A 22,207-nucleotide genomic window follows, 5' to 3' on the forward strand; every position below is an offset into this window, starting at 1 on the left:
GGGAATCCGGGAAATGAAGGCGCGGCGGCGCGGGGGACCGGCAGGGCCAGATCAGTGCGCCTATTCTGCCGTGCCCATGTGACGCGCGGATGGAAGCGGCGCCCTTTTGCCGGCCGCTTCCTTTTCCAGCGCAAGGCTCTCGCGGTGGTACATGTAGGCGCCAAACAGCACGCCGCCCACCAGGCTCAGCGGATTGGACGAGCCGGCGATCAGCAGCAGATTGTTCATGGTGACGCCGCTCCAGACGCCTGCGGTGATCTTCAAGCCCGACTCGCGTATCTTCTTGGGCTGGCGATCGAAGTAATAAGTGATGCCCGCCTTGATCACAAAGAGTCCCACCAGGCCGGCCGCCGAAGTGTTGACCAGGCCATTCTTCTCGGCCAGGGACGCATGGTTGAGACCGATATATGTCGTGACGCTGTCGCCGACCGCTGCGGCCAGCGGGATCAGCGCGGCTTGCGAATACCCCGAGGTCCGACCGGGCTCTTCGGCCTGGGCGGCCGGCGGGGGCTCGGCGGGCAGCGGGTTTTCCACCGCGGGCGCCGGGCCCACCACAATCGATTCACCGGCCGAATAGCGCATGCCCGCAGATGTGGCCTGAGGTGCGGCCGCGAAAACCCGCTCTTGCGCCGGCGGGGCCGCCAAGCCCAGCACGATCGACTCACCGGCCGAATAACGAATCGTCTTTTCCATCGTCAGCTGCGGCAGCAACTGGCCCGACTGCGCAGGCGCCTCATCCGCTGAACCCGTCTCGACACTTGCCTGCTGGGCACTTGCGGCCGCAGCGCAGGTTGCAAACACCGTGGTTGCAACCCACTTTCTCAATACATCCGACATCTCGCCAACCCTATACACACTGTTCAAACAAAAAAAACCGGGCCCCAAAGGCCCGACACACAAGGTTGGCAAAACAGGATTTCAACGCATTGAATCACCGGGCGGCATGGAATGCCTGCCCCTGTCCGCGCAACCACACGAAGCAATTCGCACGATTACGAACATTGGATTCAAAAAAAAACATCTCCATGACGGAGATGTCGGATATGCGACATTTGCGCGCCGGCTCGCATGAAGCCGGCGCGATTGGAACTTACTTCAACGTGAAGCGCGCCGTGCCCAGCGCCTTGCCGCCATCGGTGACCACCGCCACCACCTTGGTGCCCGGCGCCACCTTGAACGTGCCCTTGGCTTCGAGTTTGTCGCCCGCGGGCAGCAGCTGGGCCTCCTGCTTGTCCTTGCCCGCGAGCAGCGTCAGCTTGGCGCCGGCCTTGGACAGGTCGCGCGCCTTGCCGTGGTCGGAGACATAGAGCTGCAGCACATCAGGCTTGGCCACGAGTTCATAGTCGGCTTCCTTGGCCGCGGCAACGACGCCGCCATGCGCGGGGTCATGGGCATGGTTGCCCGCGGCAAGGACCGGGGCGGCCGCCACCAGGGCGGCGAGGGAAAGCGTGGCAATGGCGATTTTCATGAGAGTCCTTTCGGTTGGGTGAATCACAGGGCTTCGACGTCTTTGGATTCCATGAGGCGCTCGGCGTCCGCACGGCCGAAGAGCCAGAACATGGCGGGGGTCAGGAAGGTGTCGAGCAAGGTGGCGCTGATCAGGCCGCAGAAGATCACGACCGCCACCGGGTGCAGCACTTCGGTGCCCGGCTGCTCGGCTTCGAACAGCAGCGGCGCGAGCGCGAACGCCGTCACCAGCGCGGTCATCAGCACGGGCGCGAGCCGTTCGAGCGAGCCGCGCACGATCATCTTGTGATCGAAGTTCTCGCCTTCGAGCCGCATCAGGTTCACGTAATGGCTGACTTTCAGAATGCCGTTGCGCACCGAAATGCCGGCCAGCGTGATGAAGCCCACGAGCGCGGCGATCGACAGCGGCTGGCCCGAAAGCCACAGGCCCAGCACCGCGCCGACCAGGGCCAGCGGGATGTTGGCCATGATCAGCAGCGACAGCCGCGTCGACTGGTAGCGGCTGTAGAGCACGATGAACATCAGCGTCAGCGACACCAGCGACAACAGGCCCACGAGCTTGGAAGCTTCTTCCTGTGCCTGGAACTGCCCGCCCAGCGTGACGAAATAACCTTCGGGCAAAGGCATGTCGGCGATCACCTGGCGCATGTCGGCGACGATGTCGGAAAGCGGCCGGCCCTGCGAGTTCGCCGACAGCACGATGCGGCGCTTGCCGTCGTCGCGGCTGATCTGGTTGGGGCCGTCGCCTTCCTCGATGCTCGCGATCTTCGACAGCGGAACGCGGCCCGTGGGCGTCTCGATCAGGATGTCCTTGAGCCCGTTGGCCGAACGCGTCTCTTCGGGCAGTTTCACGACCAGCGCGAAGCGCCGCCCGCCTTCGACGATCTGCGTCACGCGCTCGCCTTCGACCAGGCTTTGCAGCGTGGCCAGCACCTGCGGCACGGGCACGCCGTACTGCGCGGCGGCCGCATAGTCGATGCGCACCTTGATCTGCGGCGCCAGCACCTGCTTTTCGACTTCGAGATCGGCCAGGCCGGGAATGGCCGCGAGCCGCGCGCGCAGCGCATCGGCCTGGCCGCGCAAGGTGTCGAGGTCTTCGCCGAAGATCTTGATTGCGATTTGCGAGCGCACGCCCGACAGCATGTGATCGATGCGGTGAGAGATGGGCTGGCCGATCGAAATCGCCGCCGGCAGGTTCGCCAGCCGCGCGCGGATATCGGCCGAGATCTCCGCCATCGAGCGCGTGAGTTCGCCCGAAGGCTTGAGGCCTACGTCGAGCTCGCTCACATGCACGCCTTCGGCATGCTCGTCGAGTTCGGCGCGGCCGCTGCGCCGGCCCACGTGGGTCACTTCGGGCACCTGCTTGACCAGCACTTCGGCCTGGCGCGCGAGCGCCGACGTCTCCGACAGCGTCACGCCCGGGTTGAGCCGTATGCCAATCATCAGCGTGCCTTCGTTGAACGGCGGCAGAAAGGTCGTGGGAAAGAACGGCACCGAAGCAATGGCCAGCAGCACCGCCACACCCGCGGCCGCGAGCGTGGCCTTGGGGCGGTTCAAGACCTTCTGCAAGCCGACCGCGTACTGGCGCTTGAGCCAGGCCAGCAGCCGCGTATCGCCATGGTCCAGCGACTTCATGCCGGGCAGCAGGTAGTACGACAGCACGGGCGTCACCGTGACCGACACCATCAGGCTCGCCAGCGTCGAGACGATGAACGCAATGCCCAGCGGAATGAACAGCCGGCCCTCGATGCCCGGCAGCGCGAACAGCGGCACGAACACCAGCACGATGATCACCGTGGCGTAGAGAATCGCCGAGCGCACTTCCATCGACGCGCGTGCGACCAGCGCCAGCACATTGGTGCGCTGGCCCGGGTGGCGCGCGCGGTCTTCCTTCAGGCGCCGCAGGATGTTCTCCACATCGACCACGGCATCATCGACCAGGCCGCCGATGGCGATCGCCAGCCCGCCCAGCGTCATGGTGTTGATCGACAGACCGAAGTACTTGAAGACCAGGGCCGTGAGAAAGATCGACACCGGAATCGCCGTGAGCGCGATGATGGTCGGGCGCAGCGTTCCCAGGAAGAAGAACAGGATGGCGGCGACGAACACCGACGCGCCAATCAGCTTCCACTTGAGGTTGTCTATCGACGCCTCGATGAAGCTTGCCTGGCGGAAGGTCACGCGCGGCGCGTCCATGCCCGCGGGCAGCGAGGCATTCATGCCTTCGAGTGCCTGCTCGATGGCGCGCGTGAGCGCGATGGTGTCGGCCGTGGGCTGCTTCTGTATGCCCAGAATCACCGCGGGCTTGCCTTCGAAGCCCGCGTCGCCGCGCTTGAGCGCCGCGGCGAACGTGACTTCGGCGATCTGGCGCAGCAGGATGGGCTGGCCGTTCTTCGCCGTGAGCGCGAGGTTGCTCAGGTCTTCGAGGCGCGAAGTTCTGCCCAGATGGCGGATCAGATATTCGCGGCCGTTGAGCTCGAGAAATCCGCCCGAGGTATTGGATGAGTAGCCCTTGAGCGCGGACTCGAGCTGGTCATGCGAAATGCCCAGATCGGCCATGCGCCGCGTGTCGGGCTGCACCTGGAACTGGCGCACTTCGCCGCCGATGGGAATCACCTGGGCCACGCCCGGCACGGCCATGAGCCGCGGGCGCAGCACCCAGTCGGCGTACTCGCGCACCGCCATCTGCGAGACCTTGGCGGTGTCGACGGGAATCGCGATCTGCATGATTTCGCCCATGATGGAGCTGATGGGCCCCATGCGCGGCACCACGCCGGGCGCTATGCCCTCCTCCATCGACGCGAGGCGTTCGGACACCATCTGCCGTGCGCGGAAGATGTCCGTGCTCCAGTCGAAGGTGATGTAGACGAACGACAGGCCCGCCGATGAAACGGAGCGCACGGTTTCCACACCGGTCAGGCCGTTCATCGTGGTTTCGAGCGGAAAGGTGATCAGCTGTTCGACCTCCTCGGCGGCCATGCCGCCGGCCTCGGTCATCACGGTGACCGTAGGCTTGTTGAGATCGGGAAAGACGTCGACGGGCGTGCGCGAAAGCGTCCACGCGCCGTAGAACATCAGCACCACGCTGGCGATGATGACCAGCAGGCGATTGGCCAGGCTGTTGACGAGAAGCCATTTGAACATTTGAATGGCTCCCGTTAACGGACTTGGTTGACCAGCGTCGCGCCTTGCGTTGCGACACGGTCACCGGCCTGCAGGCCGGACGTCACGGCCACCCGGGCGCCGTCGAGCGGCGCCGTAGTGACCACGCGCGGCTCCAGTCGTTCGGGCCCGGCCTTAACCCAGACGATGTCCTGGTTCGCGGGGTTACGCATCAGCGCGGCCGCGGGCACGGCAATGCCTTTGACGGTCGAGCGGCTCTGCACGAAGACCTTGACCGGCTGGCCCAGGGCCAGGGTGCTGAGCGCATCGCCCTGGGCGCGGAACACCATGGGCAAGGCCTGCTCGCGCAAGGAGCGCGCCGCGCCGACAAAACGCAGTTCCACGCGCTGGCCGCCGACCACCATGCTCGCGCTGGCGACGTCGGACGCCAGCGCGGTATCGAAGGCCAGGGCCTCGACATTGACCTGCGCCGGGTCGACCACTTCGTAAACCAGTTCGCGTGCATCGACCACCTGGCCCGCGACCGCATAGGCCGCGGCAATCACGCCCGACACGGGTGCGATCAGCGGCTCGCGCGCGCCCACGGCCGCGGACAGCGCGGAAATGCGCGCCGACAGGCTTGCGCTCTCCGACTCTACGGCCTCGATCTCCTTGCGCGGCACGGTGTCGCTCAAGTCCTTGAGGCGCGCCAGGCGCTTGTCGGCCAGCGTCCGCGCTGCGCGCAGTTCGGCGATCTGCGCCGCCTGGCTCGAACGGTCCATCGCCGCCGTGGCGGCCGTGACATAGGCCAGCACTTCGCCCTTGCGCACGCGCTGGCCCATCACGGGCAGGCCCTTGGGGCCGGCTTCAATGCGGCCCGCGGTCATGGGCTGCACCTTGCCGCCCGCGTTCGGGTCCATCACCACGCGGCCCGCGAGCTCAATGGTGCGCGGCAGCTCGCCGGACTGAACGACCAGGGTGCGCAAGGCCAGCTGGCGTTGCGCGGGCTTGGGCAGAAACACGCTGCCGTCGGGCTGGCGGCCCGGGCCGTTGGCGTTGGCCACGGGCGCGGGGCCGCCATGGTCATGGCCGGCATCGGCCCAGGCGGGCATGGCGGCGGCGAGCAGGAGTGTGAGCAACAGCGGGCGCATCATGCTGCACCTCCCGAACGACGAAAAGCGCTGCGGCGCAGCAGCCACAGACCGCCACCGGCCATGCCCAGCGCGGCCAGGCCCCAGGGCAGCAAGGCGCGCCAATCGCGGTGCGTGTATTCTTGGGCGGCATCGGCGTGCACATCGAAATCGCCGGCCAGCAGATCGTTCTCTTCACCGGCGGCCACGGTCACCGTGACCGAAGTCACGCCGGGTGCCAAGGCCTGGGCCAGCGTGCCTTCGAACTCGCCCGCGGCGATTTCCTTGACCACGACCGGCGTGTCGCCCACGCTCACTTCGAGCGCGGCGCCGGCAACGGGCGCGTTGTCGGCAAAGCGGTCGAGATAGAGCGCGAGCTGCGTGCCGTTGGCCGTGCCGACGATTTCAAACAGTTCGGACGCCGCGGCAAAGCGTGGGATCACCGGCGCCGACGGGCTGGCCGCGGGCGCGTCATGGCTGTGGCCGGCATCGGCCAGGGCCAGCGGGCTGTAGAGGCCCGCGAGCAGGCTTGCGCCTGCAAGAATTGCATTGAACATGGAATTTCCTGTGCTCACTCGGGCAGCAGCCCGAGCGCCTGACGAAGTTGAGAGATGGCGGCGCCGACTTCGAGTCGGCTGCGGGCGGCCTGGCGTTCGGCCTCGAAAGCTTCGAGATCGATGCGCAGCCGCGTGGGCAGATCGCTTTCGCCGAGGCGAAAAGCCTTGTCGAAGAAACCGCGCGACTCGCCGGCCAGGGTGGCGCGCCGTTCGGCGGCGGCGCGCGCCTGCGTCAGCAGTTCGACGCGCGTGCGCGCCAGCGCGATACGGGAGTCGATGCGCTGCATTTCCAGGTCGAGCTGGCTTTGCGCTTCGAGCAGGTCGGCGCTCGCATTCGCGATGCGGGCGTCGCTGACACTCGAGCGCCCCAGGGGAATGCGCACACCGACATTGATGCTCTGCGCCGAGCGCTCGCCGCGCGCATCGCGCTCGTGCGTCGTGCCCAGCGACAGCTCGGGGTTGGCGCGCGTCTGCACGCCGGCCAGCTCCTGCTGGCGCCGTGCCAGATCGACCTTGGCCTGCAGATCGCGCAGCGCGGGATGGTCGGCCACGGGCGTCTGCGCGGGCAGCGGCTCTTGGGGGCCCTCGCCGAGTTCCTGGGCGGTGAGGGCCTGCCAGACCTGGGCGGTCTGCGCCACGGCGACCGCGGCTTCGGCCACGGCGCTTTGCGCCACCGCCACCGCCGAATCGGCCTGGTGGGCGTCGGCGCGCGCGAGATCGCCGGCCGTGACGCGGCGCAGCACGTCCCGGGCAATGCCCTGGGCGCTGAGCAGTTTCTCCTGCGCGACCTGCTGCTCGATGCGCGCGCGCTGCTGCGCCCAGTACGCTTCGCGCACTTCATCAGCGAGGCGCCACCGGGCCGCGCCCACGAGTGCGTCGACCGCATGCGCCTGCGACTGCGCCGCGGCCTGCGACTTCGCGCGCTCGCCCGGCGACCACAGCGGCACGGACACCGCGGCTTCGTACTCGCGCGATCCTTCGTTGCGATGCCAGCGATCGCTGCGCGTCGAGAGATCGAGCGCCATGGTCTGCGGCGTCCAGCGCTCGGCGGCGCGCAGGCCTGCGGCGGCGGCATCGCGGCGCAGCGCCGCCGAGCGCTGTTCCGGCTGCTTGGCCCAGGCGGTTTCAAAGCCCAGTCGCAACGGCGTCTGGGAAGGAGATTGGGCACTGCCCGTCTGGGCATGGCCCAAGATGGCGGCCGTCAGCAATGCGGCCGCCAGAATGCCGGGGGAAGCCCAGCGTATGCGTTTCATGGAATGTTCGTCGTGAATGCGGGCGCGTGCCCGCGGGTCCAAAAGTCGACGAAGACGCCCCGCCCCTGTTCAGGGAGCGCGGCCGGTCCTCGCCGGCGTCAGGCGACGAAAAAGGAAGGGGGACGCAGCAGGCTGCCTGGCGGCGGCTCGGGAAATGCGACGCTGCCGTGCGCCTGCAGATAGCCTTCGGCCCACGGCGGATGCGCGGCGTCCGATGTGGGCAAATAAGCCACACCGATGCCGTGGCAGGTGTGGCAATCGGGGTGTGGCTGCAGCGCATCATTGGCCGACGCGCTGGCGTCGCCAGCGTGCGCATCATCGCTGTGGCGGTGTTCGTGGTGGCCGAAATGGGCCGCCCCTTGCTCATGCTCACACACGCTTGCAGCCGCCGCCCAGCTCCATTGGAGAGGCAGAAGACACATCATGGAAATGAGAATGAGGCGGCGCATTGAGCTCAGAGTCTAACGGCTAACAAAAACGATAGTGAGCGGCAATGCCTTGATTTTGCAAGTTCATTTCGCGGGCGGCGATGCCGCAGGACGCAGCGTGTCGGGCGCCCTCCCCCTGTGCAAAACAGCCCGCCATATTTCGAAAAATTCAATATCTTAAAAAATGCGGACCGCATATTTTTAGATATTGCATCTGTTTTCAAAACAGCAAACAAATTACAAAGCAAAACAATTTACACAATTTGACGCACTTGGAATTATTTTAGAAGATTCTTCTATTTGGCTTGCGCAGCGATTCTCTGCGAAGACTTGGCAGCTTCTTCTTTTTCCAAGGTAAGGCCTTCACGACGGTACATATAGGCACCGAACAAGGCACCGCCCACAAGACTCAATGGATTGGAAGATCCGGCGATCAGCAACAGGTTGTTCATCGTCACCCCACTCCATACGCCTGCGGAAGCCTTGAGTCCCGTCTTGCGCAGTGTCGACTCCTGATTATCAAAATAATAGATAATTCCGGCCTTGATCACAAACAGACCAAGCAAGCCAGCCGGCGAAGTATTGATCAGACCGTTTTGCTCGGCAAGACCTGCCTGACCCAGGCCAATGTGAGTAGTTACACTGTCACCCAGCGCTCCTGCCAGCGGAATGGAGGAGGCGCCCGAATACCCGACTACCCTCTTTGGGGGATACTCCAACGGAATGGACTCCCCTGCGGAATACTTGACCACCTTGATTTTCGGCACAGATTCATTTGCCTGTGCAACTTCTATATTTTTGGTTTTCTGAATCTCCTTTGGGTAACCCAAGGGTATGGAATCACCTGCCGAATAACGGGTGACCTTGTTGGTTGAATTTTTTGTGGTGTTGCTGAGTTGCGAAGCGTCATTGCTATTCGAATGAAGCCCCTCATTTTCATCGCGGGCATGTGCCGTTGCTGTACAAACTACCGCTACTGCAGCAGATATAATCAATTTTCTTAACATTTCAATTATCCAATTACTCTTTCATACAAATCCGCCAGAATTATAATTGGAATCAAAAAAACAGCGCTTTTCGGTAAAAAGTACAAGGTTTATTTCAATCTGTCATAAAGCTATGGCAGCACGCCGTCGCATTGCCCGCCATCGCTGCGCCAGCGCGTGAAGTGCGGCATGCGCAGCAACTGGTCCAGCGTCACGCCCTGTCCGGCAGAGGTCGCGAAGCGATTGATGGCCAGCCCGCGCTCATCGGTGGTCGCGTAAAAGCTGTGCGCGACCCGGTCATTGGTGTCCAGGCCCACCAGCCCGCCAGCGACCGCGCCCGCTGCGCTCACGGCGCCGCTCGCATAGCTGTCGGAGATGAGCGCCAGGCCGCGCAACGCGTCGTTGTAGCCCACCAGTCCGCCCACATAGTCCCGGCCCTCGACCACCCCGCTCGCATAGGCTTGCTTGATGCTCGCGCTGCCCGCGTAAGCTTCGTTGTGCCCCACCAGTCCGCCTACATTGCTGCCCGTGCCGCGCACTGCAGCGCCCGCGTGGGAGCGCGAGATAGTGCTGCGGCCGCCGTAACTTTCGTTATGTCCCACCAGACCGCCAATAGTTCCAGATGCGGTGACCGGTACCAGGGCGCAGGCCCGGTCGATGCGGGCGCTGCCATCGACGGCTTCGTGGTGCCCGACCAGCGCACCGACGTTTTCGCCGCCCGTCACCTGGCCGCCCACCAGGCGCACATTGCGCAGCGTGGCATTGCGCGTGCGGCCAAACAGGCCCACGTTGTTTTCGCCGGGGCGATGGATGAACAAACCATGGATGACGTGGCCGCGGCCATCGAAGCTGCCGGTAAAGGGTGCGCCATCGCGGCCTATCGGCGCAAAACCCGCACCGCCGTTCCAGTCCGCCGTGGCGCGGGCGTCTATGGATTGGGCCAACGCGTAATGACCAGCGAGGCCGTGGCCCATGGCCTGCAAGCCTTCGATGCTGTAGATAAGCGTTTCGCGCCGACCCGCGCCCTCGTTCACGGCAGCCTGGGCATGGACCAGCGCTGCCAGCGCCATGGTAGGCAACGTCGCTAGCGCCAAGACAAGCGGGGGGAAGCGCATGGGTTGTGGTCCGTTAATTTTCGCCTCTGACCCGCTTCATTGGGAACCGTTTACGGCGCAAAGCGTGCCGGCAAAAGGCCCGCGACTATCCCAGCGCCAAGCCCGCAGCGCCGGCTCCACCGACACCTGAAGCATGCGACCCTCCTAGGTGACATTCCCAGGATGCAAACCCGCGGCCTGTACGCACAATGGGGTGACCGCAGGCAGCGGCCACACCCAAGCCGCACCTTCATCGCTCCCTACGCAACAGGCACCCCAAGCCGGTGGCTGGCGGTCCTCGCTCATCCCTACATTGCCGGGCCCTGCTCCAGCGCAGCGGCCGGCTGCCTGATTGCCACATGACCGACCTGCTTTCCCTCTACCGGACCATGGTCCGTATCCGAGCCTTTGAAGACGCGGCCGAACGCGCCAGCCAAGGTGGCGTGCAAATCTGGGGCCAGAGCGCCGCGCCCGACGCCCAGCCGGCGCTGGTCAAGGGGCCGCTGCACCTGTCCACGGGCCAGGAAGCCGTCGCAGCTGGCGTCTGCGCCCATCTGCAGACCCGCGACCTGCTGACTTCGACCCACCGCGGCCACGGCCATACGCTGGCCAAGGGCGCCGACAGCACGCGCATGATGTGCGAGCTGTTCGGCCGCGCCACGGGCTACAACAAGGGCAAGGGCGGCTCCATGCACATCGCCGATTTCTCGGTCGGCATGCTGGGCGCCAATGGCGTGGTCACGGCCGGCCTGCCGATCGCCGTGGGCGCGGCGCATGCGCTCAAGCTGCGCGGCGAAGACGCCATCGCGGTCTGCTTCTTTGGCGACGGCGCGATCAACCGCGGGCCGTTTCTCGAAGCGCTGAACTGGGCGCAGATCTACCAGTTGCCCGTGCTGTTCGTCTGTGAAGACAACCAGATTTCCGCGACCACGCGCTCGGCGCCCATGACCGCCGGTACCCAGGCCGCGAGCGCGCGCGCCGAGGCGCTGGGCATTGCCGCGACCCAGGTCGACGGCAACGATGTGCTGGCCGTGAGCGCCGCCGCACAGCAGCTGATCGCCGGCATTCGCGCGGGCAGCGGCCCACGCCTGCTGCATGCGCTGACCTACCGCCACAAGGGCCATGTGTCAGTGGACCCCGCGCATTACCGCGACCCGGCCGAAGTCGCGGCCGCGCTGCTGACCGACCCGATCTCGCGCGCGCGCGAATTGCTCGCGTCGCGCGGCCAGGCCGATGCCGCGGCGCAGGTGCTGGCCCAGGCCCAGGCCGAGATCGCGGCGGCCGTCGCCACGGCCAAGGCCGCCCCCGTTCCCCTGGCCGAAGAGGCCTATCAAGATATCGCCACCACCGGCCAAGGAGTCTGGGCATGAGCAGCGCCATTGCATCGACACCCGCCAACACCGCGCGTAAGACCGAAACCGAGACCGGCGCGCTGACGCTGAGCTATGCCCAGGCCGCGGCACTGGCGCTGTCGGAAGCCATGGACGCCGACCGCAACGTCGTCGCGCTGGGCGAAGACCTGGGCCGCGGCGGCGTGTTCGGCCAGTACCGCGGCGCAGACGGCCGGCCGCTGGTCGAGCGCTTTGGCCCTCAGCGCGTGATCGACACGCCGATTTCCGAGTCGACCATCATGGGCGCGGGCGTGGGCATGGCGCTCGCCGGGCTGCGCCCCGTGGTCGAGTTGCGCGTCGCCGACTTCGCGCTGTGCGCGATCGATGAACTCGTCAACCAGGCCGCGAAGAACCGCTTCATGTTCGGCGGCCAGGGCCGCGTGCCGCTGGTCGCGCGCCTGCCCATAGGCATCTGGACGGCGTCGGCGGCCCAGCATTCGCAGTCGTTCGAAGCCTGGTTCGCGCATGTGCCCGGCCTGGTCGTGGTCGCGCCGGCCACGCCGGCCGACAACTACGGCCTGCTGCATTCGGCCCTGGCTTCGGGCGACCCCGTGGTCTTCATGGAACACAAGGAACTGTGGTCGCTGCAAGGCCAAGTCACACCGGGCGCGCCGCAGCATGTGCCGCTGGGCCAGGCACGGCGCGTGCGCGCGGGCAGCGACATCACGCTGGTGTCGTGGTCCAAGCAGGTGCATGCGGTGAGCGCCGCCGCCGAAGCGCTCGCGGCGCAAGGCGTGAGCGCCGACGTGATCGATCTGCGCACCATCTGGCCCTGGGATCAGAAGACCGTGCTGGAGTCGGCCGAACGCACGGGCCGGCTGCTGGTGGTGCATGAGTCGATACAGGCCGCGGGCTTCGGCGGCGAGATCGCCGCGACCGTGGCCGAGCACACCTCGGCGCGCGTCGCGCGCCTGGGCGCGCCGCGCATTCCCGTGGGCTATGCGCAGTCGCTGGAGAACGTGTCGCGCATAGGTGCCGACCAGGTGGTGGCCGCGGCGCTCAAGCTGCTGCAGCGCTGAGTCGGAGACCGGGGAGGGTCGCCCTACCGACAGAATGAATCGTCGGTTTGCCTGACAATGGACGGTTGTTTCTGCCTGCGACCTTGCCCATGTCCGTTCAACTGATCTACGCGCGCGCCGCCAACGGCGTCATCGGCCTCAACAATGCCATGCCCTGGCACCTGCCCGAAGACCTGGCCCATTTCAAGCAGCTCACCGGCGGCAGCGCCGTCGTCATGGGCCGCAAGACCTGGGACTCGCTGCCCGAGCGCTTTCGCCCTCTGCCCGGGCGCAGCAACATCGTGGTCACGCGCCAGGCCGACTGGCAGGCGCCGGGCGCGCTGCGCGCGCAAAGCCTCGAAGACGCTCTGGCCCAGGCCGCGCAGCTGAGCGCCGACGTGTGGGTCATGGGCGGCGCGCAGATCTACGCCCAGGCGCTGCCGCTGGCCGATGCCGTCGAAGTCACGGAAATCGCCCAGGACTTCGAAGGCGACGCCTACGCGCCCACGCTGGGCAGCGAGTGGATCGAAGCCACGCGCAGCCAGGCCGTGAGCCGCACCGGCCTGCCCTATGCCTTTGTGCGCTATGTGCGCGCCGCGGCCACGCGCTGAACCAGGCGCCCCGCATGAGCCTCATCCAAACACTGCCGACCGGACCGCTGGACATCATCGGCGACATCCATGGCGAGTACCAGGCGCTGCAGGACTTGCTTGGGCACCTGGGCTACGACGCCGACGGCCAGCACCCGCAGCAACGCACGCTGGTGTTCGTCGGCGACTTCTGCGACCGCGGCCCCGACAGCCCGGCGGTGCTGGCGCTCGCGCGCCGGCTGATCGCCAACGGCCGCGCGCTGGCCGTGGCGGGCAACCATGAAATCAATCTGCTGCGCGAAGACGCAAAGGACGGCTCGGGCTGGTTCTTCGACAGCCGCACCGAATCCGACAGCGCCAAATACGCGCCGTTCGCCCAGCCGCAGGGCAGCGCCGAGCGCCGCGCGATCGCCGAGTTCACGGCCGGCCTGCCCGTGGCGCTGGAGCGCGCCGATCTGCGCATCGTGCACGCGGCCTGGGTGGAGCCGCAGATCACCGCGGCGCGCGCCATGCCGCTGGGCAGCCTGCGCACGCAATACGACCACTGGGAAACCGTGGCCGAGACCCAGGCCCAGGCCAGCGACCTGCACGCGCGCCGCGAAGCGGAAGACCGCGGCTGGCCGCACAGCCTCGAAGACGCGCGCTACCGCCCGCCGTTCCTGCCCGCGCATTCCGAAAGCGAACTCAACAAGGCGGTCTTCAACCCGCTCAAGGTGCTGACCACGGGCCTGGAGCGGCGCTGCACCGAGCCGTTCTTCGCGGGCGGCAAGTGGCGCTTTGTCGAACGCATGGCCTGGTGGAACGAGTACACCGACAGCCAAGCCGTGGTCATAGGCCACTATTGGCGCCGCCTGCATCCGCCGCGCGTTCCGGTGCACGGCAAGCAGGAAGAAAACCTGTTCGGCCAGACCGCGCCGCTGGCCTGGCACGGGCCGCGCGGCAATGTGTTCTGCGTCGACTACTCGGTGGGCGGGCGCTGGGTCGCGCGGCGCGCCGGCGAGCCGCATGACGAGCGCTTCAATCTTGCCGCGCTGCGCTGGCCCGAGCGCACGCTGATGTTCGAGGACGGCAAGGAAATGGCCACGCAGGAATACGGCGGCCCGGTGTAAGGGCCGCGCCGGGTCAGACCGCGGGCACCGGCAGCGCCTCCTGGCGCTGCACGTTTCTGCGTTGGCGCCAGTCGCCCAGGAACAGCAGAATGGGCGCGGCGATGAACACCGACGATGTCGCCGCCACGACGATGCCGAACACCATGGGCACGGCAAAGCTTTCCACTGCGCTGCCGCCCCAGATGGCCAGCGGCAGCATCGCCAGCAGCGCCGTCGCCGAGGTGTAGAGGCTGCGCGCCAGGGTTTCGTTGATCGACATGTTGATCACCTGGCGCAGCGGCAGATTGCGGTGCAGGCGCAGGTTCTCGCGCATGCGGTCGTACACCACCACCTTGTCGTTGACCGAGTAACCGACCAGCGTCAGCAGGGCGGCGATCGCCGTGAGATTGAAGTCCAGCCCCATGAGCGCGAAGAAGCCCACGGTCTTGGTCACGTCCAGCACCAGCGTGACGATCGCGCCCACGGCAAATGGCCACTCGAAGCGGATCCAGATGTAGATCAGCATCGCGATGCTGGCCAGCACCACGGACAGAATTCCCGCCATCGCCAGCTCGCCGCTGACCTTGGGGCCGACCACGTCGGCGCGCTCTATGCTCGCGCCGGCGTCCATGTCGGCGATCGCACTTCGCAGCTGCGCCACGGCGCGCGTCTGCGGCTCTTCACCGCCCGCCTGGCGCTCCACGCGTATCAGCACCTGATTGCTCCCACCGAACTCCTGCAGCGCGACTTCACCCAGGCCCAGCTGGGACAGTTGCGTGCGCATCGCGGCCAGGTCCGCGGGCGCGCTGGTCTTCACTTCGAGTTGAATGCCGCCGCGGAAATCGATGCCGTAGTCCAGGCCGGGCTTGAAGAACAGCGCGACCGAAGCCGCCGACAGCAGCAGGGACACGGCCAGGCCCAGGAACCGGGCCTTCATGAAGTCGACCTTGGTGCCATCCTTGACCAGGCGAAAGCCGAACAGCGGGCGGATGTTGATGGTCTTGAGCCGCCAGCGGCGCGCGACGGCAATCATCACCACCTTGACGATGGAGACCGCCGTGAACATGGAAATGAGCAGGCCTATGGCCATGGTGACCGCAAAGCCGCGCACCGGGCCCGAGCCGAACCAGAACAGCAGCACCGTGGCGATCAGCGCGGTGACGTTGCTGTCCATGATGGTCGCATAGGCCTTGCGAAAACCGGTGTCTATGGCAGTCAGCGCGGGCCTGCCCTTGGCGGTCTCCTCGCGAATGCGTTCGTTGATCAGCACGTTGGCATCGACCGCCAGGCCTATGCCCAGCACGATGCCCGCGATGCCCGGCAGGGTCAGCGTCGCGCCTATCAGGCTCAGGCCGGCGAGCGTGAGCACCACGTTGAGCGCCAGCGCCAGATTGGCGACCAGCCCCCAGGTGCCGTACAGCGCGAACATGAAGAGAAACACCAGCGCGAACGCCGCGATGCCGGCGTAGACGCCCTTCTGGATCACGTCCGCGCCCAGGTCGGCGCCCACGCTGCGCTCCTCGATGACCGTGAGCTTGGCGGGCAGCGCGCCTGCGCGCAGCAGCGCCGACAGCGTCGCGGCTTCCTGCACGCTGAAGTTGCCGGAAATCTGCCCCGATCCGCCGGTGATGGCTTCGCGGATGACGGGTGCGCTCAGCACCTTGTCGTCGAGCACGATGGCGAACGGCTTGCCCACGTTGGCGCGCGTGATGTCGGCAAACATGCGCCCGCCCGCGCTGTCGAAGCGGAAGTTGACCACGGGTTCATTGGTCTGCGCATCGAATCCCGCGCTCGCATCCGACAGGCGATCGCCCGAAAGCGCGACGCTGCGCAGCACCGGGTAGCTCGCGCCCTGTTCGTCGTTCAGCGTGCGCACTTCGGCCGAGCCGGCGTCGCCCAGCATGTGAAAGCTCATCTTCGCCGTGGAGCCCAGCAGCGCGCGCAGCTGGCTGGGGTCCTGAAGGCCGGGCAACTGCACCAGGATGCGGTTGGAACCCACGCGCTGAATCGTGGGCTCGGCCACCCCGACCTGGTCCACGCGCTGGCGGATGATTTCCAGGCTCTGCTCCACCGCAGAAGACGTGGCCGCGAGCAGTCCTTCCTCGGTCAGCTCCAGCACCACGGTCGCCGGCCCGCTCTCGCGCACGGCCAGGTCATGGCGGCCATTGCCCAGCGCGCTGATCAGCGGCGCGAGCGCATCTTTCGCCCGGCCCAGCTGCTGCGCATCGCGCAAGGTGATGCGCACCTCGCGCTGCGCGGTGTCGAAATGGCTCCACGCAATGGACGCTTCGCGCAGCGTGCGCCTGGCGTCTTCGGTCAGGGTGCGCAGCCGCTCCTTTTGCAGGTCGGCGCCGTCGACTTCGAGCACCAGATGCGAGCCGCCGCGCAGATCGAGCCCCAGCGCGACCTGGCTGGAAGGCATGAAGGCGGGCAGCCGCTCCAGGGTCGCGGAGGGCAGCAGGTTGGGAAGGGCCAGCAATATGCCGGCCAGGATGATGGCGATATAGGTCGCCACCAGGTATCTGGAATTCTTCATGGAATGTTTCCTGGCGCGCACGCACGCACGGGTGCAGGCAGCACCGGTGCGGCGGGACGCGGGTGATCGAAAGGACGCAAAGCGCACGCAAGCCGTGCGCGCGGATCACTTCAGGAAAGGCGGGGCGCGCGCGGCAAAACGCTGGCGGGCTTCTTGCCGCGGCCACCATGCGTCGCGTGCCGCGATGCCCGCATGGGCCGCGCCCGGCAGGCGCAGACCGCCGGCGCGCGCAACGATAGCCGGGTCGCCCGCGCCGTCATGCGGCTGGCCCTTGGCCAGGGCCCGCGTGCTGCTGACGGGGGCGATGACGGCATGGCGTGCCGTGCCCCATTGCTCGGAACGGTCGCCGGCGGCGTAGGCCGTGGGCGATGGATGGCCGGCGAAAGCGTGCGTGCCCCCCGTGCCCAGCACCCACAGGAACAGCAGGAACAGCGCGCACGCCGACCAGGAGCGGCGGACTTCACAGGCCTTGTTCATGCGGCGGCTGCCCTGGCCAAAGAGGGCTTGCTGCTGGGGGCCAGGAACCGCGCACGGACCGGCTGCCCATGCAAGGACGCTGAGGAAGAATTCACCGGCAGCAGTCTAGCAGCCGCCCCGTAATCCGCGCCTGCAGCGGACATAGGGCGCGCGCTTGGCGCAAATTTAACGCCGGGGCCCGGCGTTTTTACGCAGCATTTACGAAGTGTTTTCGCCAGGCTTCCTAGACATGAATGCATGTCCAACAGTTGCCTCGAAGGCCTTGCAGAAAAGGCGTTCCGAGGCGGAAAACATGCTGCAGAAATGCCCGAACAATCAGCTGCACCGGATCACGTGCATTCTCGATGCGGACCATGCGACGAATCCCTTGGTGGAGCTGCCGCTGCGAACGCCCTGCCCCAATGCGCTGCGCCTGCGCAGCGCGCTGCACCAGGCGCTGGGTTCGCGACTGCGCGGCTACCGACTGGCGCTGGATATGTCGGGTCGGCAGGCGACCGTCATCCTGCAGATGCATGCCAGCGACATGCAGGAAAGCTTGCAGCTGCTGATGGCTACTTTTCCAGCCGCCGAGTTCGGTCGGGTTGCGCGGGTGATGACGGCTGAGGTGCGTCGATGCCACTGACGCCTTGCGGTTCGGGCAGCATCGCGCCGGCCCGGCCCACCGATGTGCACGCGCTCGACGCGCTGGAGCACGCGGCCTTCGACGGCGACCGGATTTCCGCGCGAAGCTGGCGGCGCCTGCTGGCCAGTTCTTCGGCGCGGGTACTGGTCTGCCGCGCGGATGACTCCTTGCAGGGCGCCTGCGTGGTGCTGCGCCGCAAGGGCTCGTCCGTGGCGCGCCTGTACTCGATCGCGGTCATGCCCGCGGCGCGCGGGTCCGGCCTGGCAGCCCGCCTGCTGAGCGCGGCGCTGGCCTACGCGCGGCAGGCAGGGTGTGCGGTGCTGCGGCTCGAAAGCCGGCGGGACAACACGCCGGCGCACCGGCTTTTCCAGCGCCATGGGTTTGTGCCCTCGGGCCGCAAGAACGGGTACTACGCAGATGGCCAGGACGCGCTGTGCTTTCAGCGCGACCTGTTCGACGGCACGCAGGCCGGCGCCGCGTATGCGGTGCGCCATTACGCGCAGACGCTGGATTTCACCTGCGGGCCTTGCGCGCTGCTGATGGCCATGTCCGCCTTGGACCCTGCCATCGCCATGAGCCAGGCGGCGGAGATACGCCTGTGGCGCGAAGCCACGACCGTGTTCATGGCCGCGGGCCATGGCGGCTGCGGGCCGTTCGGCCTGGCGCGCGCGGCGCTGCGGCGCGGCTTCGAGGTCTCGGTGTACGCCGCGGCGGGCGCGTCCCTGTTCATGAGCAGCGTGCGCGACCCGCACAAGAAAGACGTCATTCAGCTGGTGGAGAACGACTTCCGCGCCGAACTGCAGGAGCACCAGGTACCTCTGCACGCCAGCCCCGTTTCGCCCGAAAGCCTGATCGAACACCTGCGCGCGGGCAGCCTGCCCATCGTGCTCATCAGCCTGTGGCGGCTGCACGGCGAAAAAACGCCCCACTGGGTGGTGATCGTCGGCTTCGACGGCGCGGTGTTTCGCCTGCTCGACCCCATGGCCCGCTCCAGCGACTCCGATGGCGGCATGTCCATCAGCCTGGATGAATTCAAGAAGATCGCCAGATACGGGCGCCGACGGCGCACGGCGGCGGTCATCATTTCCAGAAAGAAATAAATTGTCCTCAGAACATGTGATCGTCGTCGAGAAGCTTGCCGACTTCCGCTGGAATGACCCGGCGCTCAAGGTCATCACCGCCGACCAGTTCGTCGCGGAACAGCCCGGTGCGCGCGGCCCGCGGCGCAAGGTCACCAACCTGTGCCGAACCTACGGCTACCTGAGCATGGGCTACTACTGCTCGCTGCTCGCGGAGGCGCGCGGCGACCGCGTGACGCCCAGCGTGGACACCATATTGAGTCTGCAGCGCAAGCGCCTGCCGCCGGCCGCACTGGCGCAGCTCAACCGCTTGATAGGCCCGCTCAAGGAAATTCCGCGCTCCGTGACCACGCTCACGCTGCACGTTTTCTTCGGCGTCATCGAGGACCCGACCCTGGCCGCGCTGGCGCGCAAGAGCTTCGAGCTGTTTCGCTGCCCGCTGATGGAAATCACGCTGCAGCGCCATGAGCAGTCCGGCCATTGGCAGATCGGCGACATGCAGGCGCTGGACCCGCGCGACGTAGACACCGCGCGCGACGAAGTGTTCCTGCAGGCGATTCGCCAGTACACGCGACGCACCTGGCGGCCGCTGATCGCCATGCCCTTGCCGCGCATGGACCTGGCGGTGCTGCACGACCCGCACGACCCGCTGCCGCCGTCCAACCTCAAGACGCTCAGGAAACTTGTCGACGTGGGCCAGGACATGGGCATCGCCGTGGAACTCATAGAGAAAAAGGACTTCTCGCGGCTGAGCCAGTTCGACGCGCTGTTCATTCGCGAGACCACGGCCGTGACCCACCACACGTTTCAGTTTGCCAAGAAGGCGGTGGCCGAAGGCATGCCGGTCATGGACGACCCGGTGTCCATCTTGCGCTGCACCAACAAGGCCTTCCTGGCCGAACTGCTGCGCGAGAATGCGATCGCCACGCCGTCGACCCACATGGTCAGTCGGCGCAGCCTGGCCGACATGCACCACCGGCTGACCTACCCCGTAGTGGTGAAAGTGCCCGACGGCGCCTTCAGCAAAAGCGTCAAGAAGGCCGACAGCTTCGAGCACCTGCAGGAGATTGCGAAGGACATGCTCAAGGAGTCGGAAATCATTCTGCTGCAGGAGTTCATGTACACCGACTTCGATTGGCGCATAGGCGTGCTGGCCGGCCAGCCGGTGTTCGCGGCCAAGTACTTCATGTGCGACGGCCACTGGCAGATCCTGCAGCACGCGGCCAACGGCAAGTACACCGAGGGCCGGGTGCAGGCCGTGCCGCTGGCGCAGGTGCCGCCCGAAGTGCTGAGCGCGGCCGTGAATTCGGCGCGCCTGGTGGGCAACAGTTTCTATGGCGTGGATCTCAAGTCGACCGCTTCGGGCGTCTACGTCATAGAAATCAATGACAACCCCAATCTGGATTCCGGCGTGGAAGACGCCGAGCAGGGAGACGCGCTTTACGTGATGCTGCTGTCGCACTTCCTCAAACAGGTGGAATTGCGCTTCCATCCGGCTGCGGCCCAGCCCCGAGTTATGCCCCCAGACCGTGCCCAAGCTTGTGCATAACTCGCGGAACAACTCGCGCAAGCCGCGCCGGTGCTGGGTTTGCGGCGCATGCCTAAATAAGCGGCAACTCCCAGCGAGCGCTCACTGCGATTGCTGACGCTGCAGCCGGCGCAGGAACACCGCCATTTCCTTGGCAGACTGCGCATCGCCCTGCTGCTCGGCGACCTCCAGCCCGGTGGTCCAGGCGGCCTGGGCCTGGTCCCAGCGCTCGAGCTGGTTCAACGCCACGCCCAGCAGTTTCCACGCGGCCGAGTAGCTCGGCTGCTGCTGCGTGGCCTGCGCCAGATGCAGTGCGGCGGCCTGGGCATCGCCGTCTTTGAGACACGCATTGCCCAGGCCGAAGCGCAGCAAGGCGCTGTCGCGGCCCGCGGCCAGCAGTTGTTCCAGGCGTTCACGCATGGCTTTCGATTCCTATCGATTGACGCCGGCCCATGCCGCGCACCAGCAGCGCGGCGAGCAACGGCGCGATGGCGAAACTCGCGAACAGCCAGACCGCGGCCGACTGCGCGCCGGCCGCTCCGCCCGGTGCGATCAACCCCGCGGCATTGGCCACCAGGCCCGCAACCGCAGCGCCAATGGCCATGCCATAGAGCTGCACCGTGGTGATCGCCGCCGACGCCATGCCGCCTTCGCCCGCGGGCGCAAGCGTCAGCACGCGCACCAGCAGATGCGGCCAGCCTATGCCCACGCCCGCGCCCGCACCGGCGAGCGCCAGACCGCACAGCAGCATGTGCACTCCGGGCGCCAGGCCCAGCGTCGACGGCACAAGCACGGCCAGCGCCAACAGGCTCGCCGTGCCCAGCACCGGACCGGCGCGCAACAGGCGCGCCGCGCTCTCGCCTTCGCGGCCCGACGACAGCAGCGAGCCCGCGCTCCAGCCCGCGGCCATCGCCGCCGTCAGATAGCCCGCGGCCAGCGGCGTGTAGCCGTGCAGCGTCTGCAGAAAATAGGGAATGTAGATTTCGGTGGTCGTGCCCACCAGCAGCAGCGCCACGCTGGCATAGACCGCGCCCAGCGCCGAGCCCCAGGCGGTGGCGCCGCGCGGCAGCAGCCGCACCGCGGCCTGGCGATCGACGGCCACGGCGGCCGCGCCCAGCGCCAGGCCGCAGGCCACGCCCACGCCTTGCCAGGCCAGTTGCGCCGACAGGCTGCCGGCGGCCACCGCAAGCACTGAAGTGGCCAGCAGCACGATCTGCAGCGCGGGAATCTGCGGCTTGGCGCGCGTGGTCGGCTTGCCATCGGCCGCGGGCCGCAGCTGCACCGCAACGATCAAGGCCTGGGCCAGCGCCACGGGCAGCAGCATCCAGAACGCCCAGCGCCAATGCCCGGCCTGGGCGAACAGCCCGCCCACGGCCGGCCCGCACAGCGTCGCAATGCCCCACATGCCCGAGACCAGAGCCACGGCGCGCGGCCACAGCGCGGGCTGGAACACCACCTGGATCAGCGCGTAGCTCAGCGCCGCAAGAACACCGCCGCCCAGGCCTTGCACGCTGCGCCCGGCGAGCATCCAGGGCATGGAGACCGCCGACGCGCAGGCCGCCGAGCCCAGCGAGAACACCGCCAGCGCCGCGATGCAGGCGCCGCGCGGCCCCAGCGCCGCGAGCAGCCGCACCGACAGCGCCGCGCCGACGATGGAAGCCACCACGAACAAGGTGGTGTTCCACGCATACCAGCCGAGGCCGCCTATGTCCTGCACCACCGACGGCAGCACGGTCGTGACGATGTGCACATTGATCGCGTGCAGCGCGACGCCACCGGTGAGCGCCAGTGCCAGCAAACCATTGCGGCCGCGGAAAAGATCAGCCCAGGAGGCGGTGGCGGTGGGCGTGGAAGATGGTTCAGACATGGGGGCGCTCTCGA

At 66.9% G+C, this 22,207-nt stretch carries 21 protein-coding genes; 8 read left to right on the forward strand and 13 right to left on the reverse strand.

Translation table 11 applies throughout. From position 1 onward, the window contains the following. Positions 1-60 precede the first annotated feature (60 nt). Positions 61-693, reverse strand: coding sequence for a hypothetical protein (locus tag KHY18_RS00485; RefSeq protein ID WP_213293241.1), 633 nt, complete (start codon positions 691-693; stop codon positions 61-63). Between the two features lie 109 nt (positions 694-802). Here KHY18_RS00485 and KHY18_RS00490 point away from each other — a divergent pair, with 109 nt between their 5' ends. Then, positions 803-1,072: a hypothetical protein gene (locus tag KHY18_RS00490; protein ID WP_213293242.1), complete on the forward strand. Its 270-nt coding sequence runs from the start codon at positions 803-805 to the stop codon at positions 1,070-1,072. An 18-nt stretch (positions 1,073-1,090) separates the two neighbouring features. On the opposite strand, the gene KHY18_RS00495 is transcribed toward KHY18_RS00490, so the two are convergent. From KHY18_RS00495 to KHY18_RS00530, 8 genes are all read right to left on the reverse strand, one after another. Beyond that, positions 1,091-1,468: a hypothetical protein gene (locus KHY18_RS00495; RefSeq protein WP_213293243.1), complete on the reverse strand. Its 378-nt coding sequence runs from the start codon at positions 1,466-1,468 to the stop codon at positions 1,091-1,093. Positions 1,469-1,491: 23 nt separating this feature from the next. After that, a complete protein-coding gene (locus tag KHY18_RS00500) occupies positions 1,492-4,611 on the reverse strand; it encodes an efflux RND transporter permease subunit (protein ID WP_213293244.1) in 3,120 nt (1,039 codons plus the stop codon). A gap of 14 nt (positions 4,612-4,625) precedes the next feature. Then, positions 4,626-5,723 carry a permuted SH3 domain-containing protein gene (locus KHY18_RS00505; RefSeq protein ID WP_213293245.1) on the reverse strand — a complete coding sequence of 366 codons (1,098 nt, stop codon included), beginning with the start codon at positions 5,721-5,723 and terminating at the stop codon, positions 4,626-4,628. After that, complete coding sequence (locus KHY18_RS00510) at positions 5,720-6,256, reverse strand: hypothetical protein (protein ID WP_213293246.1); 537 nt, start codon at positions 6,254-6,256, stop codon at positions 5,720-5,722. Before KHY18_RS00510 ends, KHY18_RS00505 begins: the two co-directional genes overlap by 4 nt. 14 nt (positions 6,257-6,270) lie before the next feature. Beyond that, positions 6,271-7,509 (reverse strand): TolC family protein, encoded by a 1,239-nt coding sequence (locus tag KHY18_RS00515; protein ID WP_213293247.1) that lies wholly within the window; start codon positions 7,507-7,509, stop codon positions 6,271-6,273. A gap of 98 nt (positions 7,510-7,607) precedes the next feature. Continuing rightward, a complete protein-coding gene (locus KHY18_RS00520; protein WP_213293248.1) occupies positions 7,608-7,958 on the reverse strand; it encodes a hypothetical protein in 351 nt (116 codons plus the stop codon). A gap of 275 nt (positions 7,959-8,233) precedes the next feature. Beyond that, on the reverse strand, positions 8,234-8,944 hold the full coding sequence (locus tag KHY18_RS00525) for a hypothetical protein (protein ID WP_213293249.1): 711 nt from the start codon (positions 8,942-8,944) through the stop codon (positions 8,234-8,236). A gap of 110 nt (positions 8,945-9,054) precedes the next feature. After that, positions 9,055-10,038, reverse strand: coding sequence for a GLUG motif-containing protein (locus tag KHY18_RS00530; protein ID WP_213293250.1), 984 nt, complete (start codon positions 10,036-10,038; stop codon positions 9,055-9,057). 338 nt (positions 10,039-10,376) lie between these two features. Here KHY18_RS00530 and KHY18_RS00535 point away from each other — a divergent pair, with 338 nt between their 5' ends. The 4 genes from KHY18_RS00535 to KHY18_RS00550 all read left to right on the forward strand — a co-directional run bounded on the left by KHY18_RS00535 (position 10,377) and on the right by KHY18_RS00550 (position 14,105). Further along, complete coding sequence (locus KHY18_RS00535; protein WP_249728813.1) at positions 10,377-11,387, forward strand: thiamine pyrophosphate-dependent dehydrogenase E1 component subunit alpha; 1,011 nt, start codon at positions 10,377-10,379, stop codon at positions 11,385-11,387. Next, a complete protein-coding gene (locus KHY18_RS00540; RefSeq protein ID WP_213293251.1) occupies positions 11,384-12,427 on the forward strand; it encodes an alpha-ketoacid dehydrogenase subunit beta in 1,044 nt (347 codons plus the stop codon). The genes KHY18_RS00535 and KHY18_RS00540 overlap by 4 nt, the downstream gene beginning before the upstream one ends. Before the next feature lie 89 nt (positions 12,428-12,516). Beyond that, positions 12,517-13,017, forward strand: a complete 501-nt coding sequence (locus tag KHY18_RS00545; RefSeq protein ID WP_213293252.1) for a dihydrofolate reductase — start codon at positions 12,517-12,519, stop codon at positions 13,015-13,017. A gap of 14 nt (positions 13,018-13,031) precedes the next feature. Then, positions 13,032-14,105, forward strand: a complete 1,074-nt coding sequence (locus tag KHY18_RS00550) for a metallophosphoesterase (RefSeq protein WP_213293253.1) — start codon at positions 13,032-13,034, stop codon at positions 14,103-14,105. 13 nt (positions 14,106-14,118) lie between these two features. Here KHY18_RS00550 and secD read toward each other — a convergent pair whose 3' ends face one another. Together secD and KHY18_RS00560 are read right to left on the reverse strand one after the other, a co-directional pair. Beyond that, complete coding sequence (gene secD, locus KHY18_RS00555; protein ID WP_213293254.1) at positions 14,119-16,620, reverse strand: protein translocase subunit SecD; 2,502 nt, start codon at positions 16,618-16,620, stop codon at positions 14,119-14,121. A gap of 105 nt (positions 16,621-16,725) precedes the next feature. Further along, positions 16,726-17,097, reverse strand: a complete 372-nt coding sequence (locus tag KHY18_RS00560) for a hypothetical protein (protein ID WP_213293255.1) — start codon at positions 17,095-17,097, stop codon at positions 16,726-16,728. A gap of 292 nt (positions 17,098-17,389) precedes the next feature. On the opposite strand from KHY18_RS00560, the gene KHY18_RS00565 reads away from it, so the two are divergent. From KHY18_RS00565 to KHY18_RS00575, 3 genes are read left to right on the forward strand one after another with little or no spacing between them, the layout of a single operon-like run. Then, positions 17,390-17,719 carry a hypothetical protein gene (locus KHY18_RS00565; RefSeq protein WP_213293256.1) on the forward strand — a complete coding sequence of 110 codons (330 nt, stop codon included), beginning with the start codon at positions 17,390-17,392 and terminating at the stop codon, positions 17,717-17,719. Continuing rightward, the gene (locus KHY18_RS00570; protein WP_213293257.1) at positions 17,710-18,819 is read left to right on the forward strand and encodes a GNAT family N-acetyltransferase/peptidase C39 family protein; all 1,110 of its coding nucleotides are present in this window, start codon (positions 17,710-17,712) and stop codon (positions 18,817-18,819) included. The genes KHY18_RS00565 and KHY18_RS00570 overlap by 10 nt, the downstream gene beginning before the upstream one ends. Position 18,820: 1 nt before the next feature. Then, positions 18,821-20,347, forward strand: a complete 1,527-nt coding sequence (locus tag KHY18_RS00575) for a RimK family ATP-grasp domain-containing protein (RefSeq protein ID WP_213293258.1) — start codon at positions 18,821-18,823, stop codon at positions 20,345-20,347. Positions 20,348-20,428: 81 nt separating this feature from the next. On the opposite strand, the gene KHY18_RS00580 is transcribed toward KHY18_RS00575, so the two are convergent. Further along, positions 20,429-20,746 (reverse strand): tetratricopeptide repeat protein, encoded by a 318-nt coding sequence (locus KHY18_RS00580; RefSeq protein WP_213293259.1) that lies wholly within the window; start codon positions 20,744-20,746, stop codon positions 20,429-20,431. Then, the gene (locus tag KHY18_RS00585; protein WP_213293260.1) at positions 20,739-22,193 is read right to left on the reverse strand and encodes an MFS transporter; all 1,455 of its coding nucleotides are present in this window, start codon (positions 22,191-22,193) and stop codon (positions 20,739-20,741) included. The genes KHY18_RS00580 and KHY18_RS00585 overlap by 8 nt, the downstream gene beginning before the upstream one ends. Between the last annotated feature and the right edge of the window lie 14 nt (positions 22,194-22,207).

Origin of the sequence: Acidovorax sp. CCYZU-2555, from assembly GCF_018413525.1 — a bacterium.
GTDB lineage: Bacteria > Pseudomonadota > Gammaproteobacteria > Burkholderiales > Burkholderiaceae_C > Comamonas.

Bases quoted from the DNA above. Each gene is read 5' to 3' on its own strand.
- KHY18_RS00485 (WP_213293241.1), bottom strand. From the start codon at position 693: ATGGAAAAGACGATTCGTTATTCGGCCGGTGAGTCGATCGTGCTGGGC.
- KHY18_RS00495 (WP_213293243.1), bottom strand. From the start codon at position 1,468: ATGAAAATCGCCATTGCCACGCTTTCCCTCGCCGCCCTGGTGGCGGCC.
- KHY18_RS00500 (WP_213293244.1), bottom strand. From the start codon at position 4,611: ATGTTCAAATGGCTTCTCGTCAACAGCCTGGCCAATCGCCTGCTGGTC.
- KHY18_RS00505 (WP_213293245.1), bottom strand. From the start codon at position 5,723: ATGATGCGCCCGCTGTTGCTCACACTCCTGCTCGCCGCCGCCATGCCC.
- KHY18_RS00510 (WP_213293246.1), bottom strand. From the start codon at position 6,256: ATGTTCAATGCAATTCTTGCAGGCGCAAGCCTGCTCGCGGGCCTCTAC.
- KHY18_RS00515 (WP_213293247.1), bottom strand. From the start codon at position 7,509: ATGAAACGCATACGCTGGGCTTCCCCCGGCATTCTGGCGGCCGCATTG.
- KHY18_RS00520 (WP_213293248.1), bottom strand. From the start codon at position 7,958: ATGCGCCGCCTCATTCTCATTTCCATGATGTGTCTTCTGCCTCTCCAA.
- KHY18_RS00525 (WP_213293249.1), bottom strand. From the start codon at position 8,944: ATGTTAAGAAAATTGATTATATCTGCTGCAGTAGCGGTAGTTTGTACA.
- KHY18_RS00530 (WP_213293250.1), bottom strand. From the start codon at position 10,038: ATGCGCTTCCCCCCGCTTGTCTTGGCGCTAGCGACGTTGCCTACCATG.
- KHY18_RS00535 (WP_249728813.1), top strand. From the start codon at position 10,377: ATGACCGACCTGCTTTCCCTCTACCGGACCATGGTCCGTATCCGAGCC.
- KHY18_RS00540 (WP_213293251.1), top strand. From the start codon at position 11,384: ATGAGCAGCGCCATTGCATCGACACCCGCCAACACCGCGCGTAAGACC.
- KHY18_RS00545 (WP_213293252.1), top strand. From the start codon at position 12,517: ATGTCCGTTCAACTGATCTACGCGCGCGCCGCCAACGGCGTCATCGGC.
- KHY18_RS00550 (WP_213293253.1), top strand. From the start codon at position 13,032: ATGAGCCTCATCCAAACACTGCCGACCGGACCGCTGGACATCATCGGC.
- secD (WP_213293254.1), bottom strand. From the start codon at position 16,620: ATGAAGAATTCCAGATACCTGGTGGCGACCTATATCGCCATCATCCTG.
- KHY18_RS00560 (WP_213293255.1), bottom strand. From the start codon at position 17,097: ATGAACAAGGCCTGTGAAGTCCGCCGCTCCTGGTCGGCGTGCGCGCTG.
- KHY18_RS00565 (WP_213293256.1), top strand. From the start codon at position 17,390: ATGCTGCAGAAATGCCCGAACAATCAGCTGCACCGGATCACGTGCATT.
- KHY18_RS00570 (WP_213293257.1), top strand. From the start codon at position 17,710: ATGCCACTGACGCCTTGCGGTTCGGGCAGCATCGCGCCGGCCCGGCCC.
- KHY18_RS00580 (WP_213293259.1), bottom strand. From the start codon at position 20,746: ATGCGTGAACGCCTGGAACAACTGCTGGCCGCGGGCCGCGACAGCGCC.
- KHY18_RS00585 (WP_213293260.1), bottom strand. From the start codon at position 22,193: ATGTCTGAACCATCTTCCACGCCCACCGCCACCGCCTCCTGGGCTGAT.